This window comes from Pseudomonas maumuensis (assembly GCF_019139675.1).
GTDB classification, from domain to species: domain Bacteria; phylum Pseudomonadota; class Gammaproteobacteria; order Pseudomonadales; family Pseudomonadaceae; genus Aquipseudomonas; species Aquipseudomonas maumuensis.
This window is the reverse complement of sequence record NZ_CP077077.1, coordinates 3,802,898-3,820,201: the sequence shown is the minus strand read 5'-3', so window position 1 is coordinate 3,820,201 and position 17,304 is coordinate 3,802,898. Positions and strand designations below refer to the sequence as shown.

Here is a 17,304-nt window from a genome sequence, read left to right as displayed (position 1 = left end):
GGAGGCTTCATGCTCATGGACGCACTGCACCGTGGTTCGCTCCTGCTGCTCACCCTTGGCCCGCTGCTGTTGCCCAGTGGCGCGGCCCATGGCACCACCACCGGTTTCATCCAGGCGCGCCTGGTGATCAGCGCCGCCTGCCAGATCAACAGCGACCAGCAACCGGCCACCCTGGGTAACCCAGGATTGATGGACTTCGGCGCGCGCGGGCCGACGTGGGACCAGCCCCTGACCAGTCGGGTCGACGAGGCCGGCGGCGAGGGCAGCCTGCAGATCAGCTGCTCGCCCCAGGTACGTGCCTTCAGCGTGCGCATCAACGGCGGGCAAAATGGCAGCGACGGCGTGCGCCGCCTGAGCAACGGTCGCGAACTCATTCCCTACCAGCTGGCCATCGACCCCAGCGGCAACAGCCGCTACGGCATCGGCCAGGCGCGTACCTTCACCATCAGCAGTACTCAGCAAGTACCCGTGCCCATCTACGGCGTGGTGGTCGCGCAACCGCGCGCGCTGCCCGCCGGGCTGTATCGCGACACCCTCAGGGTGACCCTGGACTGGTAACACGCAAGGAGATTGCAATGCCCAAGCACCTCACCCGCTGCATCCTCACCGGCCTTGGCCTCGCCTTGGTGGCCCAGGCCCAGGCCGCCACCGTGACCGGCACCATCAGCTCGACCCTGACCCTGACCGCCGCCTGCCAGGTCAATGGCAGCGGCGGCACCTCCGGGCTGAATTTCGGCAGCCTCAACTTCGGCACCCAGGATTCGCTGTTCACCACCGCCAATGGCCAGGTGCTCGGCGGTGGTGGCGGGGCCATGAGCATTCTCTGCTCGGCAGGCACGGTGCCGACGATCAAGGTGCGTGCCGGCGCCCATGACTCGCAGTCCGCCGGGGGGACCCGGGCCTTGGCCGATGGCTCGGGCAATTTCGTGCCCTATGACTTCTACACCGACGCCGGGCACACCCAGCTGCTGGCGATCGACGGCACCATCACCCTGCCGACCAGCACCGGCGTGGCACAGACCGTCAACCTGTACGGCCAGGCCCGTGGCAAGGCTGGCCTGCCGGCCGGGGTGTACACCGACACGGTGGCGGTCGAGCTGAGTTTCTGAGCCATGCCAGGCACTGCGCGGCTACTGGCCGTCGGGGTGTGCCTGATGTTGTCGCCGGGCGCCCACGCGGTCACCACCAGTACCTTCCAGGTGACGGCGCAGATCGTCGCCGGCTGCCTGGTGGTCGGCGGTGTGACGGCTTATGGCGTGCTCGATTTCGGCACCAGTTCGGCGCTGTCCACGGCCACTTTGAGCACCTCGCTCGGCGGTAGCACGGTGACCTTCCAGTGTACCCCCGGGGTGGCCCTGAGCATGAGCCTGGACGGTGGCCAGAACAGCGCCAGCGGCACGCGCAATCTCAAGCGTTCGGGGGGCACGCAACTGCTGGCCTACCAGCTTTATCGCGACGCCGGCTTCAGCCAGAGCCTGGGCATCGGTAGCAGCGTGGCGGTGAGCTACAGCGATCCGACCGCGATCAAGCTGCCGGTCTATGGCCGTACCACCCTGTCCGGCACCTTGCCGGCGGGAACCTACACCGATGTCGTGCAAGTGACGGTGACCTGGTGAAAGGCCACTGCGAATAAAACAGAAGGAGAGGGGCATGGGGGCAGGCGTTAAATGGGCGCGGGGAATCATCGGGCTGCTGCTGTTGGCCAGCGTACCGGCCTTCGCGGCCACCTCGGTGCTGATCTGGCCGATCGACCCGGTGCTGGAGGCCGACCAGAAGGCTGGCGCGCTGTGGCTGGAAAATCGCGGCACGGCGCCGACCAGCTTGCAGGTACGGGTGTTCGCCTGGCGTCAGGGCGAGTACCAGGAGCAGTTCCAGGCCCAGCGCGAGATCATCGGCAGCCCACCGGTGGCCAACATTGCGCCAGGGCAGAAGCAACTGATCCGCCTGACTCGCACGGGTGGTTCGCCCGCAGGTCAGGAACAGGCGTACCGCATCATCATCGATGAGATCCCGTCACCGCTGCCGACCGATGCCGCCAGTGAAGGACCGAAGGCAGCGATCCGTCTGCAGATGCGCTACTCGGTACCACTGTTCGTCTACGGCGAGGGGCTGTGGGGCAAGCCCGACCCGGAGGGCAAGCGCAGTGCCGAAGGCGTGGGCAAGCCGCAGTTGAGCTGGCGCGCGGTGACGGTACAGGGCAAACCCTATGTCGAGCTGCGCAATACCGGGCCGGTGCATGCGCGGCTGACCGACGTGGTGCTACAGCAGGCTGGGCAGGATCGGCCATTGGTCGAAGGGCTGCTCGGTTACGTGCTGCCCGGCGCCAGCATGCGCTGGCCGGCACCGGCCACGCCGGGTGCTGCCAGCGTGCTGAAAGGGCGGGTCAACGGCCAGGAGGTGGCGCAGGCCATCAAACAGGGGCAATGACCCACGCTTGAACGGATCTCAGGGGCCAGGGAGGACCCGGCAATGGTTGGAAATCGTGTGTGAGCTGGGTGCGGGTGGCAACGCACCGGTTGTGGCTGGGCCTGGCGGTGCTGGGGCCCGGTCTGGGCGTGGCCGACGACTTGCCGCCGCCGCCCTCGGAACATGCCGCCATCGCCGACGCCACGCTGTACCTCGACCTGCTGGTGAACCAGGTGGCCAAGGCTGAGCTGGTGCCGGTGCAGCAGCGCGCCGGGCGGCTGTATCTGGCCAGCGAGGTGTTGCGCGAGGCGGGTGTCAGGCTGCCGGGTACACCTCAGGGCGAGGTGGCCCTGGACGACATCTCCGGCCTGCACAGTGATTACGACAGCCAGAACCAGCGCCTGCTGTTGCAGGTGCCGCCGGCATGGCTGCCCGACCAGCAGGTCGGTGAGCGCAACCTGTACCCGGCCAGCGATGCGCGCAGCAGCTTCGGCGCCTTGCTCAACTACGACGCCTACCTCAACGACACCGATGAGGGCGGCAGTTACCTGGCCGCCTGGAACGAACTGCGTCTGTTCGACGACTGGGGCACCTTCTCCACCACCGGGCAGTGGCGCCAGTCGTTCAATGGCGCCCAGGCCCAGGGCCGCCAGGGCTTCCTGCGCTACGACACCACGTTCCGCTACACCGACGAGCAGCGCCTGCTGACCTATGAGGCCGGCGACCTGGTGACCGGCGCGCTGCCCTGGACCACTTCGGTGCGCGTGGGCGGCCTGCAACTGTCCCGCGACTTCGGCGCCCGTCCCGACCTGGTCACTTATCCGCTGCCGGCCTTTGCCGGCGAAGCCGCCGTGCCGACCTCGCTGGACCTGTTCATCAACGGCTACAAGAGCAGCAGTACCGAATTGCAACCCGGCCCCTACACCCTGACCAACGTGCCGTTCATCAACGGCGCCGGCGAAGCGGTGGTGGTCACCACCGATGCCCTGGGCCGGCAGGTGTCGACCACCTTGCCGTTCTATGTCACCAGCAGCCTGTTGGCCAAGGGCCTGTCGGACTTCTCGGTGGCCGCCGGCAGCCTGCGCCGCGACTACGCCGTGCGCGATTTCGCCTATGGCCCGGGTGTGGCCTCGGCGACCCTGCGCCATGGTGTATCCGACTACTTCACCATTGAAACCCATGCCGAGAGCGCCGAGTCGCTGATGCTCGGCGGCCTGGGTGGCAACCTGCGTCTGGCAACCTTCGGCGTGCTCAACGCGGCCGTGACCCAGAGCCGCTTCGAAGGCGATACAGGCCAGCAGCTGGCGCTGGGCTACCAGTACAACAGCCGGCGCATCGGCTTCAACTACCAGCGTGTGCAGCGCCATGGCGATTACGCCGACCTCTCGCGGGTCGACAGCCCTTACACGCGCCTCAGCCAGCGCAGCGAGCAGGCGACCCTGAGCCTGAACCTGGACAGTTACGGCAGTCTAGGTGCCGGCTACTTCGATGTGCGCGCTGGTGACGGCACGCGCACGCGGCTGATCAACCTCAGCTGGAGCAAGCCGCTGTGGCGTAACAGCAGCCTGTACCTGTCGGCCAACCGTGAGGTTGGTGACAGCCAGTGGGCGGTGCAGGCGCAACTGGTGATCCCCTTCGACCTGCGCGGCACCCTGGCCTTCAGCGCCGAGCGCAGCAAGGACGGCCAGGACCTGCAGCGGGTCAACTACAGCCAGGCGGTGCCGGTGGGCGGTGGTGTGGGCTACAACCTGGGCTACGCCACCGGCGGCAACCGTGACGACTACCGCCAGGCCGACCTGACCTGGCGCCTGCAGTCGGTGCAGCTGCAGGTGGGCGCCTACGGCAGCAGCGGCGAGATGACCCGCTGGGCCGACGCCAGCGGTTCGCTGGTGCTGATGGATGCGGGGCTGTTCGCCGCCAACCGCATCGACGACGCCTTTGTGGTGGTCAGCACCAGCGGCTACGCCGACGTGCCGGTGCGCTACGAGAACCAGCAGATCGGCCGCACCGACCGCAACGGCCACTTGCTGGTGCCCTACAGCAGCGGTTACTACCGCGGCAAATACGAGATCGACCCCATGGACCTGCCTGCCGATGTGCTGGCGCCGCAAGTGGAGCAGCGTGTAGCGGTGCGTCGTGGCAGTGGCTATCTGCTGGAGTTCCCGCTCAAGCGTGTGCTGGCGGCGAGCCTGGTGCTGGTCGACGGCAATCAGCAGGAGCTCAAGCTGGGCAGCCGGGTACGCCACGTCGAAAGCGGCAGCGAGGCGGTGGTGGGCTGGGATGGGCTGGTCTACCTGGAAAACCTGGCGCCGCACAATCGCCTGCTGGTGGACAAGGCCGACGGCGGGCAGTGCCAGGTGGCGTTCGACCTGCCTGAAGGGGAGGGGCCGATCCCGTTGATCGGTCCGCTGGTGTGCCAGTGAATGTTCGACGGTACGGCCTGCTGTTTGGCCTGTTGCTGGCGCCATGCCCGGCCTGGGCGCTGTGTTCGTCGGTGGCCACCACGCCGGCGGCGTTCGGCACCGTCAACTCGACGCTGGTACGTACCACCGTGCAGGCCGCTTCGAGCAGCAATTCCGGCTTGCAATGCACCGGCTCGCTGCTCAGCCTGCTGTCCAGCAATGACCACTTCTACGCAACCATTACGCCCGCCTCCGGTGGCCTGGTCGGCCCGACCGGCGATGTCATCAACTACACCCTGTACGCCGACAACAGCGTCAATTACCCGATCACCCGGGGCGTTGCCTTCGACTTTGCCCGCAATGGCATCCTCGACCTGCTCGGCCTGCTCAATGGTCCTACGCCCAAGGCGGTACCGATCTACCTGCGCACCCAGATCGGCAGCAACGTCGCCGCGGGCTTGTACCAGGAGACGCTGACCGTCGCCTGGAGCTGGAACTACTGCTCGGGCATCGGCATCGGCAATATCTGCCTGGGGCGAGATATCGGCAGTGGCAGCAAGACCCTGAACGTCAGCCTGACGGTAAGCAACGACTGTCAGATCACCACGCCCAATATCAGCTTCGCCAGCGCACCGGTGGTGGCCGGGTTCGGCACGGTGAACCAGAGCCTGAGCGTGTCATGCACCAAGGGCAGCAACTACACGGTGGGGCTGGACGACGGACAGAATGTGTCGGGCGGGCGGCGGCGGATGAAGTCCACTGCCAACAACTACCTGGCCTACGACATCTTCAAGAGTGCCGGCGTGGTGCGCTGGGGCTCGGTGGGCGCGGCGCGGCGGTCGAGCAGCGATGCCGAGGTGAACCCCGGGGCCGGGACCGGCACGGGCAGCCAGGTGTTCAACTACAACGCCAAGGTCTACACCGACCAGGCCACGCCGCCGGCGGCGACCTATACCGACAGCGTGATTCTGGATGTGCAGTTTTGAGTGACGGCGTTGTTCAGCGCAGATCGCCGACCATCTTCAGCAACGTCTCAAGCACCGCCCCGGCCAGCGCCTTGGAGCGCTCACCCGACCAGCCGGTCTGCGGGTTCGGCGCATCGTCGTGGTCCTTGAACGGCATCTCCAAGGTCAGCGCCAGGCAATCATGGGCCTGGCCCACGGCATTGCAGGCCAGGGTCATGTTGGCCTGGCCCGGCTCGTCGCGGGTGTAGCCGTACTTGGTCTGGAAGTCTGGGGTCAGGCTGCACAGGGTGCTGCGGAACTGCTCTTCCAGCTCGGCGATGCGCGGCGTGTAGCCTGGGTTGCCCTCGCAGGCCGCGGTGAACACATGGGGGATCTCCTCGTCGCCATGGGCATCGATGAACGCGTCCACGCCATGCAGCTTCATCTGGCTCTGGGCGAAGAACACCTCGGGGCTCAGTTCGACGCTGGCGTCCTGCCAGGCGCGGTTGAGATCCTTGCCCTTGAAGTTGGTGCGCAGGTGGCCGAGGAAGGCACCATCCGGGTTCATGTTGGGGATCAGGTACAGGTCGGCCTTGGCCAGCAGTTGCTGGATGACCGGGCCGTTGGCTTCGAGGGCGTCGATCACACCTTCCATGAACCACTCGGCCATGTGCTCGCCCGGGTGCTGCTGGGCGATGATCCACAGCTTGCGCTTGCCGGTCGCGCCGTCGCCTGCGCGCAGCAGCGGGATATCCCGGCCTTGCACGCTGCGCCCGCTGGCCAGCAGCTCGACGCCGGGGATATGCTTGGCGCGCTCGATCAGCTGGTTGTGGCGGGCGCGGGGGTAGGGCTCGAAGTAGGCGAACCAGGCTTGTGGCTGTTCGGCCTTGAAGTCGAAGCTCAGGGCCTTGCCGTCGAACTGGCTGGGCACGCGGAACCAGGTCTGCTGGTCGTACGAGGCCACGGCGTGATAGCCGGTCCAGGCGTTCTTGTAGGAGGACTGGTGGGCGTTATCCAGGCTGAAGCGATGAACCTGGCCCGGGGTCAGGCCGCTGGCCTTGAAATGGAACCATTGGAAGTGGTCGCTGTGGCTGTCCTTGCGGATGTTCAGGTGGACGTGGGCAGGGTCGCTGGCGTCCAGGACCAGGATGTTGCCGGAGTCGAAATCGCAGTCGATGTGCAGCGGGGAGAGCGTCACGGTCATTGCCAGCCTCCTGTTGGCGTTGTTGTGACCGTACTCTACACCGCCTGGTGGTGCGGGTGCGCAGGTTAATTGACGCAGTCGTGGATCAGTCCACCCCTGTGAATCAGGTCAGCAGCCCCAGCGCCACAAGCGCAGCAACACCAAGCCCGACGGCAATCGAACAGCCACCAAGCGACAGCGCCGCGCGCCCTTGCCGGTACCAGCCGTCATGGCCCAATTGCCGCGCCGGGGCGAGCAGGCTGCGCCAGCGCAGTTCGGTTTCGTGGAAGGCGCGCAGGTGGTCGGGGTCGGCATCCAGCCAGCGGCGGAAATCGATGCGTTCGCTGGCGGTCACCTGCGGGCTTTGCAGGCGCACGTACCATTGGCCGGCGATGCTGGCCAGCGCGTCGCCGGGCGCGCGGGCGGTCTGCAGGGCCTGGTTCATGTGGCGCTCGATGCTGATCAGTGGCAGGTCCAGGCGCTCGGCGATGGCGGCGAAGCCCTGCTGGTCGAGGCGGTTGAGCAGGAAGACTTGCTGGACCCGGCGCGGCAGGCGCTTGAGTGCATGCAGCAGCGCGTCTTCAGCGTGCAGTTCGGCAGGGCGCGGGTCGTGCTCGAGAGGCAGCAGCAGGCGGGTCATGGACAGCTCCTTGCTCATAAGGAAAGGGGTGGGGGCATCTTCCTTGATGCGGAGCCAGCTTAGGCTAAACGAGATTGATTCTCAAGTGCTGATTCCGCAAAGATTTGTAATGAGCATTCACGTGCTGACACACTTTTGCTATCATCGCGGCCATTAAACGATCTTCATTAGCCTGAAGAGCCAAAAAAAATGACCCGGCAAAAAGCCGGGTCAAAAACCGTGATTAGCCTGATGAGGAGATAATCTGAGCGTCCGACCTGAGGACGTTGCAGGTTATCCAGCGGGTCTCGCGACCTGCTGAGTGCAATAATAATCGTTATCATTTGCCAGTCAAATGATTTTTCAGCGATTGGCTAAAAAAATATTCCTGACGCACTCCTCGTCCCCGGCAATCGGGGCTTTTGCCGTTCGTCGGCTATCACGTTCTCCCTTCAGATCGATGCCTTTTCCGTGGCGTGGCACTGCTCCAGCAGGGCGCGGGCCATGTTGATCATGTGCATCAGCGCAAACACCACTTCTCGTGTCGTGCCCTGCAGATGGTTGCCGGTTTCCTGTGCCGTGGCCGAGGCGCAGCGCAGCAGGGCCATGGCGTGCTCGCTGGCCTCGGCGTTGTCGATGCCTTCGCGCAAGGTCCACAGCGAACGCTCCAGGTCGCGGGGCGTGGGGGTAGGGTTGAGGTAGAAATCGAGGGCGCGACGAGCGGCTTCTTCGTCGAGATCTGTTTCTTCTTTTGTCACTTTGCTCATGACTGCTCCTATGAAATCCCTTCGAGGACAATGAGCATTGATGTTAGGTCAATTTGTATTATTTTTTCATTCTGAGATAATTCAGGATGTGTATTGATGCCGTTCATCCAGTCCGTATCGTTCACAGCCATGGAAAACTGGATCGAATTTCTGTCGCGCTACCAGCGCGAGCACAACCTCAAGCAGCATCAATTGGCCGAGCGTCTGGGGATGACCCAAGGCGGTGTCGGACATTGGCTGCGTGGCACGCGCAGGCCCACCCTTGCAACGGTCAACGAGAAGCTGGAAAAGCTTGGGCTGGTGTACCTCGAAGCGCGGGTAATGGTGGTCGAGCGTGACGCCACGGTTCGCGAGACCAGGGGCGCCTACGCCGCAGAGCGACCGCTTTCGGTCAATGCCTTGCGCCATGCCAGCTTTCGCTTTCCAGTGCTGAGCTGGGCCGACCTGGACGGGCCTTTGCCGCAATCCTGTGAAATCCACGAGTTGACCGACTACATGCCCGCGGGCAATGCGTTCTGGCTGCCGGTCGAGAATGATTCGATGAATGCCGCCAGCGGCAGGAGCGTGCCGCAGGGTATGCGGGTGTTGTTGGATGCGGGGATCGAGGTGACGCCGGGCAGGCTGGTGGTGGCGCGGCAGCCCGGTAAGCCGGCGGTGCTGCGTGAGTTGATCGAGGAGGGTGGGCAGCGCATGCTCAGGCCGCTCAATACCTTGTATCCGACGGTGTTGTGCGAGGAGGGGTGCGAGTTTCTTGGTGTTGTGGTGCGAATGCACGGGGTGCTCTAGGTTCGCGCGTAGACCGTGTTGAGGTTGCGAGGTGCCAGGCGGGGGTCTTGCAGCGCTCTCTAGATCGAGCGCCGCCCGCGCGGCGCATCGCTGGCAAGCCAGCTCCCACATCTGTTTCGGGCCAGTTATGCCTGCGCCGCCGCGGCTGTACGCCTTGTGGGTACGACGCGGTTTCAGCTTGGGCGCCACTGGCGCCCCACCTGTCTCAAGACAAGCGCCAAGGCGGACAGTGATAACCTCACAGGATTGATTGGCCCGAAACAGATGTGGGAGCTGGCTTGCCAGCGATGCGCCGCGCGGGCGGCGCTCGATTTCATAGGCGAAACAACCCTTTCGGCGAACACATTGCCGCCGTTACGCCTCCTCCAGCTCGACCAGCACTGTCCCCTCGCTGACCATATCGCCCTCCTGACAGAACAGCGCCTTCACCGTCCCATCATGGGGCGCCCGGATGCTGTGCTCCATCTTCATCGCCTCCAGCACCACCAGCGCGGTGCCGGCCTCGACCACCTGCCCCGGCTCCACCAGCACCCGCACGATACTGCCGTTCATCGGCGCCCCCAGCCCGCCCTGGTGGCTGTGGCTGGCTTCGGCCGCAGCGATCGGATCGTGGGCACTGACGGCGTGCAACTCGCCCTGCCACTGCAAGTACAGCGTGCCGCCCCGGCGAACCGCCAGGTAACGACGGCGCAGGCCGCCCTGGTCGTGGCACAGTTGCTCACCCTCCAGGCGATAAGTCGAAGGCGCACTACGCTCCAGCGCCACCGCCTGCTCATCTCCGTCGCATTGCAGGTGCAGGCTGCTGCGTGCCGGCAGCCCCGGGCGCAGGCCATCGCGCAAGGTCCAGGGCGAGGTAGGGTCGTCCTGGCGCAGTTGCGCTGGCTCACTTTGCAGCCAGGCTTCGGCGGCGGCCTCCCAGAATTGCACCGGCAGCGCTTGTGGCGGGGGCAGCAGCACGTCCTGATGGCGCGGGATGAAGCCAGTGTCCAGCTCCGCCTCGGCAAACGCTGGGTGCGCCAGGATGCGGCGCAGGAAGGCAATGTTGGTCTTCAATCCGCCAATGGCGAACTCATCGAGCATCGCCAGCAGTCGCAGGCGCGCCTGTTCGCGGTCCTGGCCCCAGGCGATCAGCTTGCCCAGCATCGGGTCGTAGAACGGCGATACCACGTCGCCCTCGCTGACGCCGCTGTCCACCCGGCGGCCTTCGCCCGGCGCCGACTCGCGGTACAGCCCCAGGGTGCCGGTGGCCGGCAGGAATTCGTTGGCCGGATCCTCCGCGTACAGCCGCACCTCGATGGCATGGCCGATCAGCGGCACCTGCTCTTGAGTCAGAGGCAGCGGCTCGCCGCAGGCCACGCGGATCTGCCAGGCCACCAGGTCGAGCCCGGTGATGGCCTCGGTGACCGGGTGTTCCACTTGCAGGCGGGTGTTCATCTCCATGAAGAAGAACTCGCCACGGGCATCGAGCAGGAATTCCACGGTGCCGGCGCCGACGTAGCCGATAGCTTGGGCGGCACGCACCGCGGCCTCGCCCATGGCCTGGCGCAGAGCGGGGGAGAGGCCCGGCGCCGGGGCTTCCTCGACTACTTTCTGGTGGCGGCGCTGGATCGAGCAGTCACGCTCGTTGAGGTACAGGCAGTGGCCGTGCTGGTCGGCGAATACCTGGATCTCCACATGGCGCGGCTTGAGCACGTACTTCTCGACCAACATCCGCGCATCGCCGAACGACGACTGCGCTTCACGTTGCGCCGAGGCGAGGGCGTCGGCCAGCTGGCTTTCCTCCTCGACCACCTTCATGCCCTTGCCGCCACCGCCGGCGCTGGCCTTGAGCAGCACCGGGTAGCCGATGCGCTCGGCGGCGGCGCGGAAGGTCTCCAGGTCCTGGGCTTCACCATGGTAGCCCGGTACCAACGGCACCCCGGCGGCCTCCATCAGCGCCTTGGCCGCCGACTTGCTGCCCATGGCATCGATGGCGCTGGCCGGTGGGCCAAGGAAGATCAGCCCGGCTTGTTCGATGGCGCGGGCAAAACCGGCGTTCTCCGAGAGGAAGCCATAGCCCGGGTGGATGGCCTGGGCGCCGCTGGCCTTGGCGGCGGCGAGCAGCTTGTCGATCACCAGGTAGCTGTCGGCGGCCTTGCTGCCGCCGAGGTCGACGCGGATATCGGCCTCGCGGCTGTGGCGCGCGTCGCGGTCGGTGGCGCTGTGCACGGCCACGGTGGTCAGGCCCATGGCCTTGGCGGTGCGCATCACCCGGCAGGCGATCTCGCCGCGGTTGGCGACCAGCAGGGTGGTCAGCGTGGGTCGGCTCATGGGCGCGGTTCCTTGTTGTCTTGCCAGGCAGGGCGGCGTTTTTCCAGGAAGGCGCGCAGGCCCTCCTGGCCTTCGGCGCTGACGCGGATGCGGGCGATGGTGTTCTCGCAGTAGCGGCGCAGGGCCGGGCTCAGCTCGCCGTCATCCACTTCGCGCAGCAGGTCCTTGGTGGCGCGCAGCGCCTGCGGGCTGTTCTGCAGCAGGTTGTCGACCCAGGCCTCGACCTGGGTGTCCAGTTCGGCGGCCGGGTACACCTCGGCGAGCAGGCCCAGGTCGCGGGCGCGCACGCCGCTGAAACGCTCGGCGGTGAGGGCGTAGCGGCGGGCGGCGCGCTCGCCGATGGCCTTGACCACGAACGGGCTGATCACCGCCGGCGCCAGGCCGATGCGCACCTCCGACAGGCACAGCTGCGCGTCTTCGGCACCGATGGCCATGTCGCAGCAACTGATCAGCCCCAGCGCGCCGCCAAAGGCCGCGCCCTGGACCACGGCCAGGGTCGGCGCCTTGAGGCGGTGCAGGGCGTACATCAGCTCGCCCAGCTCATGGGCGTCGTCCAGGTTGGTGTTGAAGTCCAGCTGCGCCGACTGCTGCATCCAGGCAAGGTCGGCGCCGGCGCTGAAGTGCCGGCCACGGCCGCGCAACACCACGAAGCGCAGGCTGGCGTCCTCGGCCAGCTGGTCGATGGCGACGATCAGCTCGCGGATCATCTGCGCGTTGAACGCGTTGTTCTTTTCTTCCCGGCTCAGCCACAGGGTGGCGAAGCCGCGAGGGTCCTTGACCAGTTCAAGGGTGGCGAATTCGCTCATGGGTCACATCCGGAAAATGCCGAAGCGGCTCTGTTCGATCGGGGCGTTCAGCGCGGCGGACAACGCCAGGCCGAGCACGTCGCGGGTCTGCGCCGGGTCGATGACACCGTCGTCCCACAGCCGGGCGCTGGAGTAGTAGGGGTGGCCCTGGCGCTCGTACTGGTCGAGGATCGGCTGCTTGAGCTTCTTCTCGTCGTCGGCGCTAAAGGTTTCGCCACTGCGTTCGCTCTGCTCGCGCTTGACCTGGGCCAGCACGCCAGCGGCCTGCTCGGCGCCCATCACGCCGATGCGCGCGTTGGGCCACATCCACAGGAAGCGCGGGTCGTAGGCGCGGCCGCACATGCCGTAGTTGCCGGCGCCGAAGCTGCCGCCGATGATCACCGTGAACTTCGGCACCTGGGCGCAGGCCACCGCGGTCACCAGTTTGGCGCCGTGCTTGGCGATGCCGCCTTCCTCGTACTTCTTGCCGACCATGAAGCCGGTGATGTTCTGCAGGAACAGCAGCGGGATGCCGCGCTGGCAGGCCAGTTCGATGAAGTGCGCGCCTTTTTGCGCGGCTTCGGCGAAGAGGATGCCGTTGTTGGCCAGGATTGCCACCGGGTAGCCGTGCAGGTGGGCGAAGCCGCACACCAGGGTGGTGCCGAACAGCGCCTTGAACTCATCGAAAACCGAGCCATCGACCAGGCGGGCGATCACCTCACGCACGTCGAACGGCTGCTTGGCGTCTGCCGGAACCACGCCGTACAGCTCTTCTGCGCCATACAACGGTGCAATCGGCGCCTGGCATTGCAGCTTGCCCTGCTTGTGCCAGTTGAGGTTGGCGACGCTGCGCCGGGCGATGGCCAGGGCATGCTCGTCGTTGTCGGCATAGTGGTCGGCCACGCCGCTGGTGCGGCAATGCACGTCGGCGCCGCCGAGGTCCTCGGCGCTGACCACTTCACCGGTTGCGGCCTTCACCAGGGGCGGGCCTGCGAGGAAGATGGTCGCCTGCTGGCGCACCATGATCGCTTCGTCGGCCATGGCCGGCACGTAGGCACCACCGGCGGTGCACGAGCCCATCACCACGGCGATCTGCGGGATGCCCAGGGCACTCATGTTGGCCTGGTTGAAGAAGATCCGCCCGAAGTGCTCGCGGTCGGGGAACACCTCGTCCTGGCGCGGCAGGTTGGCGCCGCCGGAGTCCACCAGGTAGATGCATGGCAGGCGGTTCTGCAGGGCGATGGTCTGGGCGCGCAGGTGTTTCTTCACGGTCAGCGGGTAGTAGGAGCCGCCTTTGACCGTGGCGTCGTTGGCCACGATCATGCATTCCACGCCTTCGACGCGGCCGATGCCGGCGATCACGCCGGCGGCCGGCACGTCTTCGCCGTACACCTCATGGGCGGCCAGCTGGCCGATCTCTAGGAACGCCGAGCCCGGGTCGAGCAGGCGGTCGATACGCTCGCGAGGCAGCAGCTTGCCCCGCGAGGTATGCCGCTCCTGGGCCTTCGGCCCGCCGCCCTGACTGACCTGGGCGAGCAGGCCGCGCAGGGCCTGGACCTGTTCGAGCATGGCCGCGCTGTTGGCGGCGAATTCCGCCGAACGCGGGTTGATCTGGGTGTGCAGGGTAGCCATGTGCGCCCGTTCCTTATGCTCAGCGAGTTTCGTTGAACAGTTCGCGGCCGATCAGCATCCGGCGGATCTCGCTGGTGCCGGCGCCAATCTCGTACAGCTTGGCGTCGCGCAACAGGCGGCCAGCCGGGAATTCATTGATGTAGCCGTTGCCGCCGAGGATCTGGATCGCTTCCAGGGCCATCTGCGTGGCGCGTTCGGCGGTGTAGAGGATGACCCCGGCGGCGTCCTTGCGCGTGGTCTCGGCACGGTCGCAGGCCTGGGCCACGGCGTACAGGTAGGCGCGGCTGGCATTGAGCTGGGTGTACATGTCGGCGATCTTGCCCTGGATCAGCTGGAACTCGCCGATGCTCTGGCCGAACTGCTTGCGGTCGTGGATGTAGGGGACGACCAAGTCCATGCAGCTCTGCATGATGCCGGTCGGGCCGCCTGACAGCACCACGCGCTCGTAGTCCAGGCCGCTCATCAGCACGCGCACGCCGCCGTTGAGCTGGCCGAGGATGTTTTCTTGCGGCACTTCGACGTCATCGAAGAACAGCTCGCAGGTGTTGGAGCCGCGCATGCCGAGCTTGTCGAACTTGTTGCTGCGGCTGAAGCCTTTCCAGTCGCGCTCGACGATGAACGCGGTGATGCCGTGGGGGCCCTTGTCCAGGTCGGTCTTGGCGTAGATCACGTAGGTGTTGGCGTCGGGGCCGTTGGTGATCCAGGTCTTGCTGCCGTTGAGCACATAGTGGTCGCCGCGTTTTTCGGCGCGCAGTTTCATCGACACCACGTCGGAGCCGGCGTTGGGCTCGCTCATGGCCAGGGCGCCGATGTGCTCGCCGCTGATCAGCTTGGGCAGGTACTTGAGTTTCTGCTCGTGAGTGCCGTTGCGGTTGATCTGGTTGACGCACAGGTTGGAGTGGGCGCCGTAGGACAGGGCCACCGACGCCGAACCCCGGCTGATTTCTTCCATCGACACCACGTGGGCCAGGTAGCCCAGGCCGGCGCCGCCATATTCCTCCGGCACGGTGATGCCCAGCAGGCCCATGTCGCCGAACTTGCGCCACATGTCGGCAGGGAACAGGTTGTCGTGGTCGATCTGCGCGGCTCGCGGCGCCAGTTCGGCGGCAACGAAGGTGCGCACCTGGTCGCGGAGCATGTCGATGGTCTCGCCCAGGGCGAAGTTCAGGCTGGGGTAATGCATATCGGGGCACCTTGTTGTTCTTGAAATTCGAGGTACTGCACCGACCCTGTGGGAGCGGGCTTGCCCGCGATGCCCGTCAGAACGGCCAGCGATGTTGTCTGGTCCGGCCTCATCGCGGGCAAGCCCGCTCCCACAGGGTCGGTGCTCGTGGTTGACGTTAACGTAAACCTGGCTTCAGGGGCTGTCAATCGGATCATCACCTTTACGTAAACGTAAATCTGCGCCAGAGTATTTGCCGCCTGCTTCAGTCATGCCCAGAACAACCACAAGAAGGGATCACCATGCCTCAACCAAGCTATACCCGCGGCCGACAGGACCACCCCTTGCTGACCCTGACCATCGGCCAGGCCTTCGATGCCACCGTCGCCCGCCACGGCGAGCGCGAGGCGTTGGTGGTGCGCCACCAGGGCCTGCGCTACAACTGGCGCGAGTTGGCCGCCGAGGTCGATGTGCAGGCTCGGGCGCTGATGGCGCTTGGGGTGGCGGGGGGCGAGCGGGTCGGTATCTGGGCGCCCAACTGCGCCCAGTGGTGCATCCTGCAGCTGGCCACCGCCAAGGTCGGTGCGATTCTGGTCAACATCAACCCAGCCTACCGGGTGGGTGAGCTGGAATACGTGCTGCGCCAGTCCGGCTGCCGCTGGCTGGTGTGCGCCGGTGCCTTCAAGACCTCCGACTACCACGCGATGGTGCAGGAACTGGTGCCTGAACTGGCCAGCCATGGGTTGGGCGAGCTGGCCAGCGAACGCCTGCCCGACCTGCGCGGGGTGATCAGCCTGGCCGCCGAGCCGCCTTCGGGCTTCCTGCCCTGGGCCGCGCTGGCCGGGTGGGCAGGGCAGGTGAGCGAGGCCGAGTATGTGGCCCGCCAGGCCGGCCTGCAGTTCGATCAACCGGTGAACATTCAGTACACCTCTGGCACCACAGGCGCGCCCAAGGGCGCGACCCTGAGCCACTACAACATCCTCAACAACGGCTATATGGTCGGCCAGAGCCTGGGCCTGACCGAGCGCGACCGTATGGTGATCCCGGTGCCGCTGTACCACTGCTTCGGCATGGTCATGGCCAACCTCGGCTGCATCACCCACGGCAGCACCATGGTCTACCCCAACGATGCCTTCGACCCGGAGCTGACCCTGCGCGCCGTGGCCGAGGAGCGTGCCAGCATCCTCTATGGCGTGCCGACCATGTTCATCGCCATGCTCGACCATCCGTCACGCCAGGCCATGGACCTTTCCAGCCTGCGCAGCGGCATCATGGCCGGCGCCACCTGCCCGATCGAGGTGATGCGCAAGGTGATCGACCAGATGCACATGGCCGAAGTGCAGATCGCCTACGGCATGACCGAGACCAGCCCGGTGTCGTTGCAGACCGGCCCCGACGATGGCCTGGAACTGCGCGTGACCACCGTGGGCCGTACCCAGCCGCACCTGGAGACCAAGCTGGTGGACGCCGACGGGCGCATCGTCCCACGGGGCGAGATCGGTGAACTCTGTACCCGCGGCTACAGCGTGATGCTCGGCTACTGGGACAACCTGCAGGCCACCCATGACGCCATCGACCCGGCCGGCTGGATGCACAGCGGCGACCTGGCGGTGATGGACGAGGAGGGCTATGTCCGTATCGTCGGGCGCAACAAGGACATGATCATTCGTGGCGGCGAGAACATCTATCCGCGCGAGCTGGAGGAGTTCTTCCATACCCACCCGGCGGTGGCCGAGGCACAGATAGTGGGGATTCCGTGCAGCAAGTACGGCGAGGAGGTGGTTGCGTGGATTCGCCTGCACCCTGGGCACAGTGCCACGGCGGAGGAACTGCAGCAGTGGTGCAAGGCGCGACTGGCGCATTTCAAGACACCGCGGCATTTCCGCTTTGTCGAAGAATTCCCGATGACGGTGACAGGGAAGGTGCAGAAGTTTCGCATGCGCGAGATCAGTGTGGAGGAGCTGGGGGGTTAGCCATGGTCTTGTAGATCAGTTCGACCAGTTCGGCGAAGGTGACGTAGGCCCGCAGGGGCTCGGCGATGAAGATGCCGAAGGTTTCCTCCATGATCGCCTGCAGCTCCACCAGGTCGAAGCTGTCGGCGCCCAGCTCGTCCAGGGTGATGTCGGGGCGGATCCGGTGCAGGCTCTGTTCCAGGAAGCTTGCGAGGATCCATTGCACGTGGAAGGCGATGTAGAGGCGTGAGTGCATGCCGGAAGGATCGTCAGAGAGTGAGTCTTCTCTGTACGTGGCTTTGCGGGCAGGTGCTACTGGTAGAAATGTCAGGTGCGGTTGAGCCAGGTTTGTGCTG

The 17,304-nt window shown here is 65.8% G+C and carries 16 protein-coding genes; 8 read left to right on the top strand and 8 right to left on the bottom strand.

Features of this window, described 5'->3' with window-relative positions; all coding sequences use genetic code 11:
• The first annotated feature begins 24 nt into the window (after positions 1-24).
• The 6 genes from KSS90_RS17005 (at position 25) to KSS90_RS16980 (ending at position 5,794) form a co-directional block, all read left to right on the top strand.
• Positions 25-558 (top strand): Csu type fimbrial protein, encoded by a 534-nt coding sequence (locus KSS90_RS17005; RefSeq protein WP_217869818.1) that lies wholly within the window; start codon positions 25-27, stop codon positions 556-558.
• Between the two features lie 17 nt (positions 559-575).
• Positions 576-1,109, top strand: a complete 534-nt coding sequence (locus KSS90_RS17000; RefSeq protein ID WP_217866517.1) for a Csu type fimbrial protein — start codon at positions 576-578, stop codon at positions 1,107-1,109.
• A gap of 45 nt (positions 1,110-1,154) precedes the next feature.
• Positions 1,155-1,616: a Csu type fimbrial protein gene (locus KSS90_RS16995; protein WP_225933195.1), complete on the top strand. Its 462-nt coding sequence runs from the start codon at positions 1,155-1,157 to the stop codon at positions 1,614-1,616.
• Between the two features lie 34 nt (positions 1,617-1,650).
• Positions 1,651-2,427 carry a fimbrial biogenesis chaperone gene (locus KSS90_RS16990; RefSeq protein WP_217866515.1) on the top strand — a complete coding sequence of 259 codons (777 nt, stop codon included), beginning with the start codon at positions 1,651-1,653 and terminating at the stop codon, positions 2,425-2,427.
• Positions 2,428-2,495: 68 nt separating this feature from the next.
• On the top strand, positions 2,496-4,829 hold the full coding sequence (locus KSS90_RS16985; protein ID WP_217869817.1) for a fimbria/pilus outer membrane usher protein: 2,334 nt from the start codon (positions 2,496-2,498) through the stop codon (positions 4,827-4,829).
• Positions 4,826-5,794, top strand: a complete 969-nt coding sequence (locus KSS90_RS16980; protein WP_217866514.1) for a Csu type fimbrial protein — start codon at positions 4,826-4,828, stop codon at positions 5,792-5,794. The genes KSS90_RS16985 and KSS90_RS16980 overlap by 4 nt, the downstream gene beginning before the upstream one ends.
• A 13-nt stretch (positions 5,795-5,807) precedes the next feature.
• Here KSS90_RS16980 and KSS90_RS16975 read toward each other — a convergent pair whose 3' ends face one another.
• The 3 genes from KSS90_RS16975 to KSS90_RS16965 all read right to left on the bottom strand — a co-directional run bounded on the left by KSS90_RS16975 (position 5,808) and on the right by KSS90_RS16965 (position 8,321).
• Complete coding sequence (locus KSS90_RS16975) at positions 5,808-6,956, bottom strand: M14 family metallopeptidase (protein WP_217866513.1); 1,149 nt, start codon at positions 6,954-6,956, stop codon at positions 5,808-5,810.
• 103 nt (positions 6,957-7,059) lie between these two features.
• Positions 7,060-7,575 carry a DUF4880 domain-containing protein gene (locus KSS90_RS16970; protein ID WP_094010749.1) on the bottom strand — a complete coding sequence of 172 codons (516 nt, stop codon included), beginning with the start codon at positions 7,573-7,575 and terminating at the stop codon, positions 7,060-7,062.
• Between the two features lie 431 nt (positions 7,576-8,006).
• On the bottom strand, positions 8,007-8,321 hold the full coding sequence (locus KSS90_RS16965; protein WP_217866512.1) for a DUF6124 family protein: 315 nt from the start codon (positions 8,319-8,321) through the stop codon (positions 8,007-8,009).
• A 129-nt stretch (positions 8,322-8,450) separates the two neighbouring features.
• Between KSS90_RS16965 and KSS90_RS16960 the strand changes: the two genes are divergently transcribed.
• Positions 8,451-9,107, top strand: coding sequence for a LexA family protein (locus KSS90_RS16960; protein ID WP_217869816.1), 657 nt, complete (start codon positions 8,451-8,453; stop codon positions 9,105-9,107).
• A 354-nt stretch (positions 9,108-9,461) separates the two neighbouring features.
• Here KSS90_RS16960 and KSS90_RS16955 read toward each other — a convergent pair whose 3' ends face one another.
• Genes KSS90_RS16955 through KSS90_RS16940 form a run of 4 tightly spaced genes read right to left on the bottom strand, consistent with a single transcriptional unit; the run spans position 9,462 to position 15,017 of the window.
• The gene (locus tag KSS90_RS16955; protein WP_217866511.1) at positions 9,462-11,417 is read right to left on the bottom strand and encodes an acetyl-CoA carboxylase biotin carboxylase subunit; all 1,956 of its coding nucleotides are present in this window, start codon (positions 11,415-11,417) and stop codon (positions 9,462-9,464) included.
• Positions 11,414-12,223, bottom strand: coding sequence for a gamma-carboxygeranoyl-CoA hydratase (locus KSS90_RS16950; protein WP_217866510.1), 810 nt, complete (start codon positions 12,221-12,223; stop codon positions 11,414-11,416). The genes KSS90_RS16955 and KSS90_RS16950 overlap by 4 nt, the downstream gene beginning before the upstream one ends.
• A 3-nt stretch (positions 12,224-12,226) precedes the next feature.
• Positions 12,227-13,834, bottom strand: a complete 1,608-nt coding sequence (locus KSS90_RS16945; RefSeq protein ID WP_217866509.1) for a carboxyl transferase domain-containing protein — start codon at positions 13,832-13,834, stop codon at positions 12,227-12,229.
• Between the two features lie 19 nt (positions 13,835-13,853).
• Complete coding sequence (locus KSS90_RS16940; protein WP_217866508.1) at positions 13,854-15,017, bottom strand: isovaleryl-CoA dehydrogenase; 1,164 nt, start codon at positions 15,015-15,017, stop codon at positions 13,854-13,856.
• Positions 15,018-15,298: 281 nt separating this feature from the next.
• On the opposite strand from KSS90_RS16940, the gene KSS90_RS16935 reads away from it, so the two are divergent.
• Positions 15,299-16,969, top strand: a complete 1,671-nt coding sequence (locus KSS90_RS16935; protein WP_217866507.1) for an AMP-binding protein — start codon at positions 15,299-15,301, stop codon at positions 16,967-16,969.
• Here the strand turns inward: KSS90_RS16935 and KSS90_RS16930 are convergent.
• Positions 16,944-17,204 (bottom strand): acyl carrier protein, encoded by a 261-nt coding sequence (locus KSS90_RS16930; protein ID WP_217866506.1) that lies wholly within the window; start codon positions 17,202-17,204, stop codon positions 16,944-16,946. The two genes, KSS90_RS16935 and KSS90_RS16930, sit on opposite strands and share 26 nt — an antisense overlap.
• Positions 17,205-17,304 lie beyond the last annotated feature (100 nt).

Bases quoted from the DNA above. Each gene is read 5' to 3' on its own strand.
- KSS90_RS16945 (WP_217866509.1), bottom strand. From the start codon at position 13,834: ATGGCTACCCTGCACACCCAGATCAACCCGCGTTCGGCGGAATTCGCC.
- KSS90_RS16965 (WP_217866512.1), bottom strand. From the start codon at position 8,321: ATGAGCAAAGTGACAAAAGAAGAAACAGATCTCGACGAAGAAGCCGCT.
- KSS90_RS16960 (WP_217869816.1), top strand. From the start codon at position 8,451: ATGGAAAACTGGATCGAATTTCTGTCGCGCTACCAGCGCGAGCACAAC.
- KSS90_RS16950 (WP_217866510.1), bottom strand. From the start codon at position 12,223: ATGAGCGAATTCGCCACCCTTGAACTGGTCAAGGACCCTCGCGGCTTC.
- KSS90_RS16970 (WP_094010749.1), bottom strand. From the start codon at position 7,575: ATGACCCGCCTGCTGCTGCCTCTCGAGCACGACCCGCGCCCTGCCGAA.
- KSS90_RS16955 (WP_217866511.1), bottom strand. From the start codon at position 11,417: ATGAGCCGACCCACGCTGACCACCCTGCTGGTCGCCAACCGCGGCGAG.
- KSS90_RS16935 (WP_217866507.1), top strand. From the start codon at position 15,299: ATGCCTCAACCAAGCTATACCCGCGGCCGACAGGACCACCCCTTGCTG.
- KSS90_RS16940 (WP_217866508.1), bottom strand. From the start codon at position 15,017: ATGCATTACCCCAGCCTGAACTTCGCCCTGGGCGAGACCATCGACATG.
- KSS90_RS17000 (WP_217866517.1), top strand. From the start codon at position 576: ATGCCCAAGCACCTCACCCGCTGCATCCTCACCGGCCTTGGCCTCGCC.
- KSS90_RS16975 (WP_217866513.1), bottom strand. From the start codon at position 6,956: ATGACCGTGACGCTCTCCCCGCTGCACATCGACTGCGATTTCGACTCC.
- KSS90_RS16995 (WP_225933195.1), top strand. From the start codon at position 1,155: ATGTTGTCGCCGGGCGCCCACGCGGTCACCACCAGTACCTTCCAGGTG.
- KSS90_RS16990 (WP_217866515.1), top strand. From the start codon at position 1,651: ATGGGGGCAGGCGTTAAATGGGCGCGGGGAATCATCGGGCTGCTGCTG.
- KSS90_RS16930 (WP_217866506.1), bottom strand. From the start codon at position 17,204: ATGCACTCACGCCTCTACATCGCCTTCCACGTGCAATGGATCCTCGCA.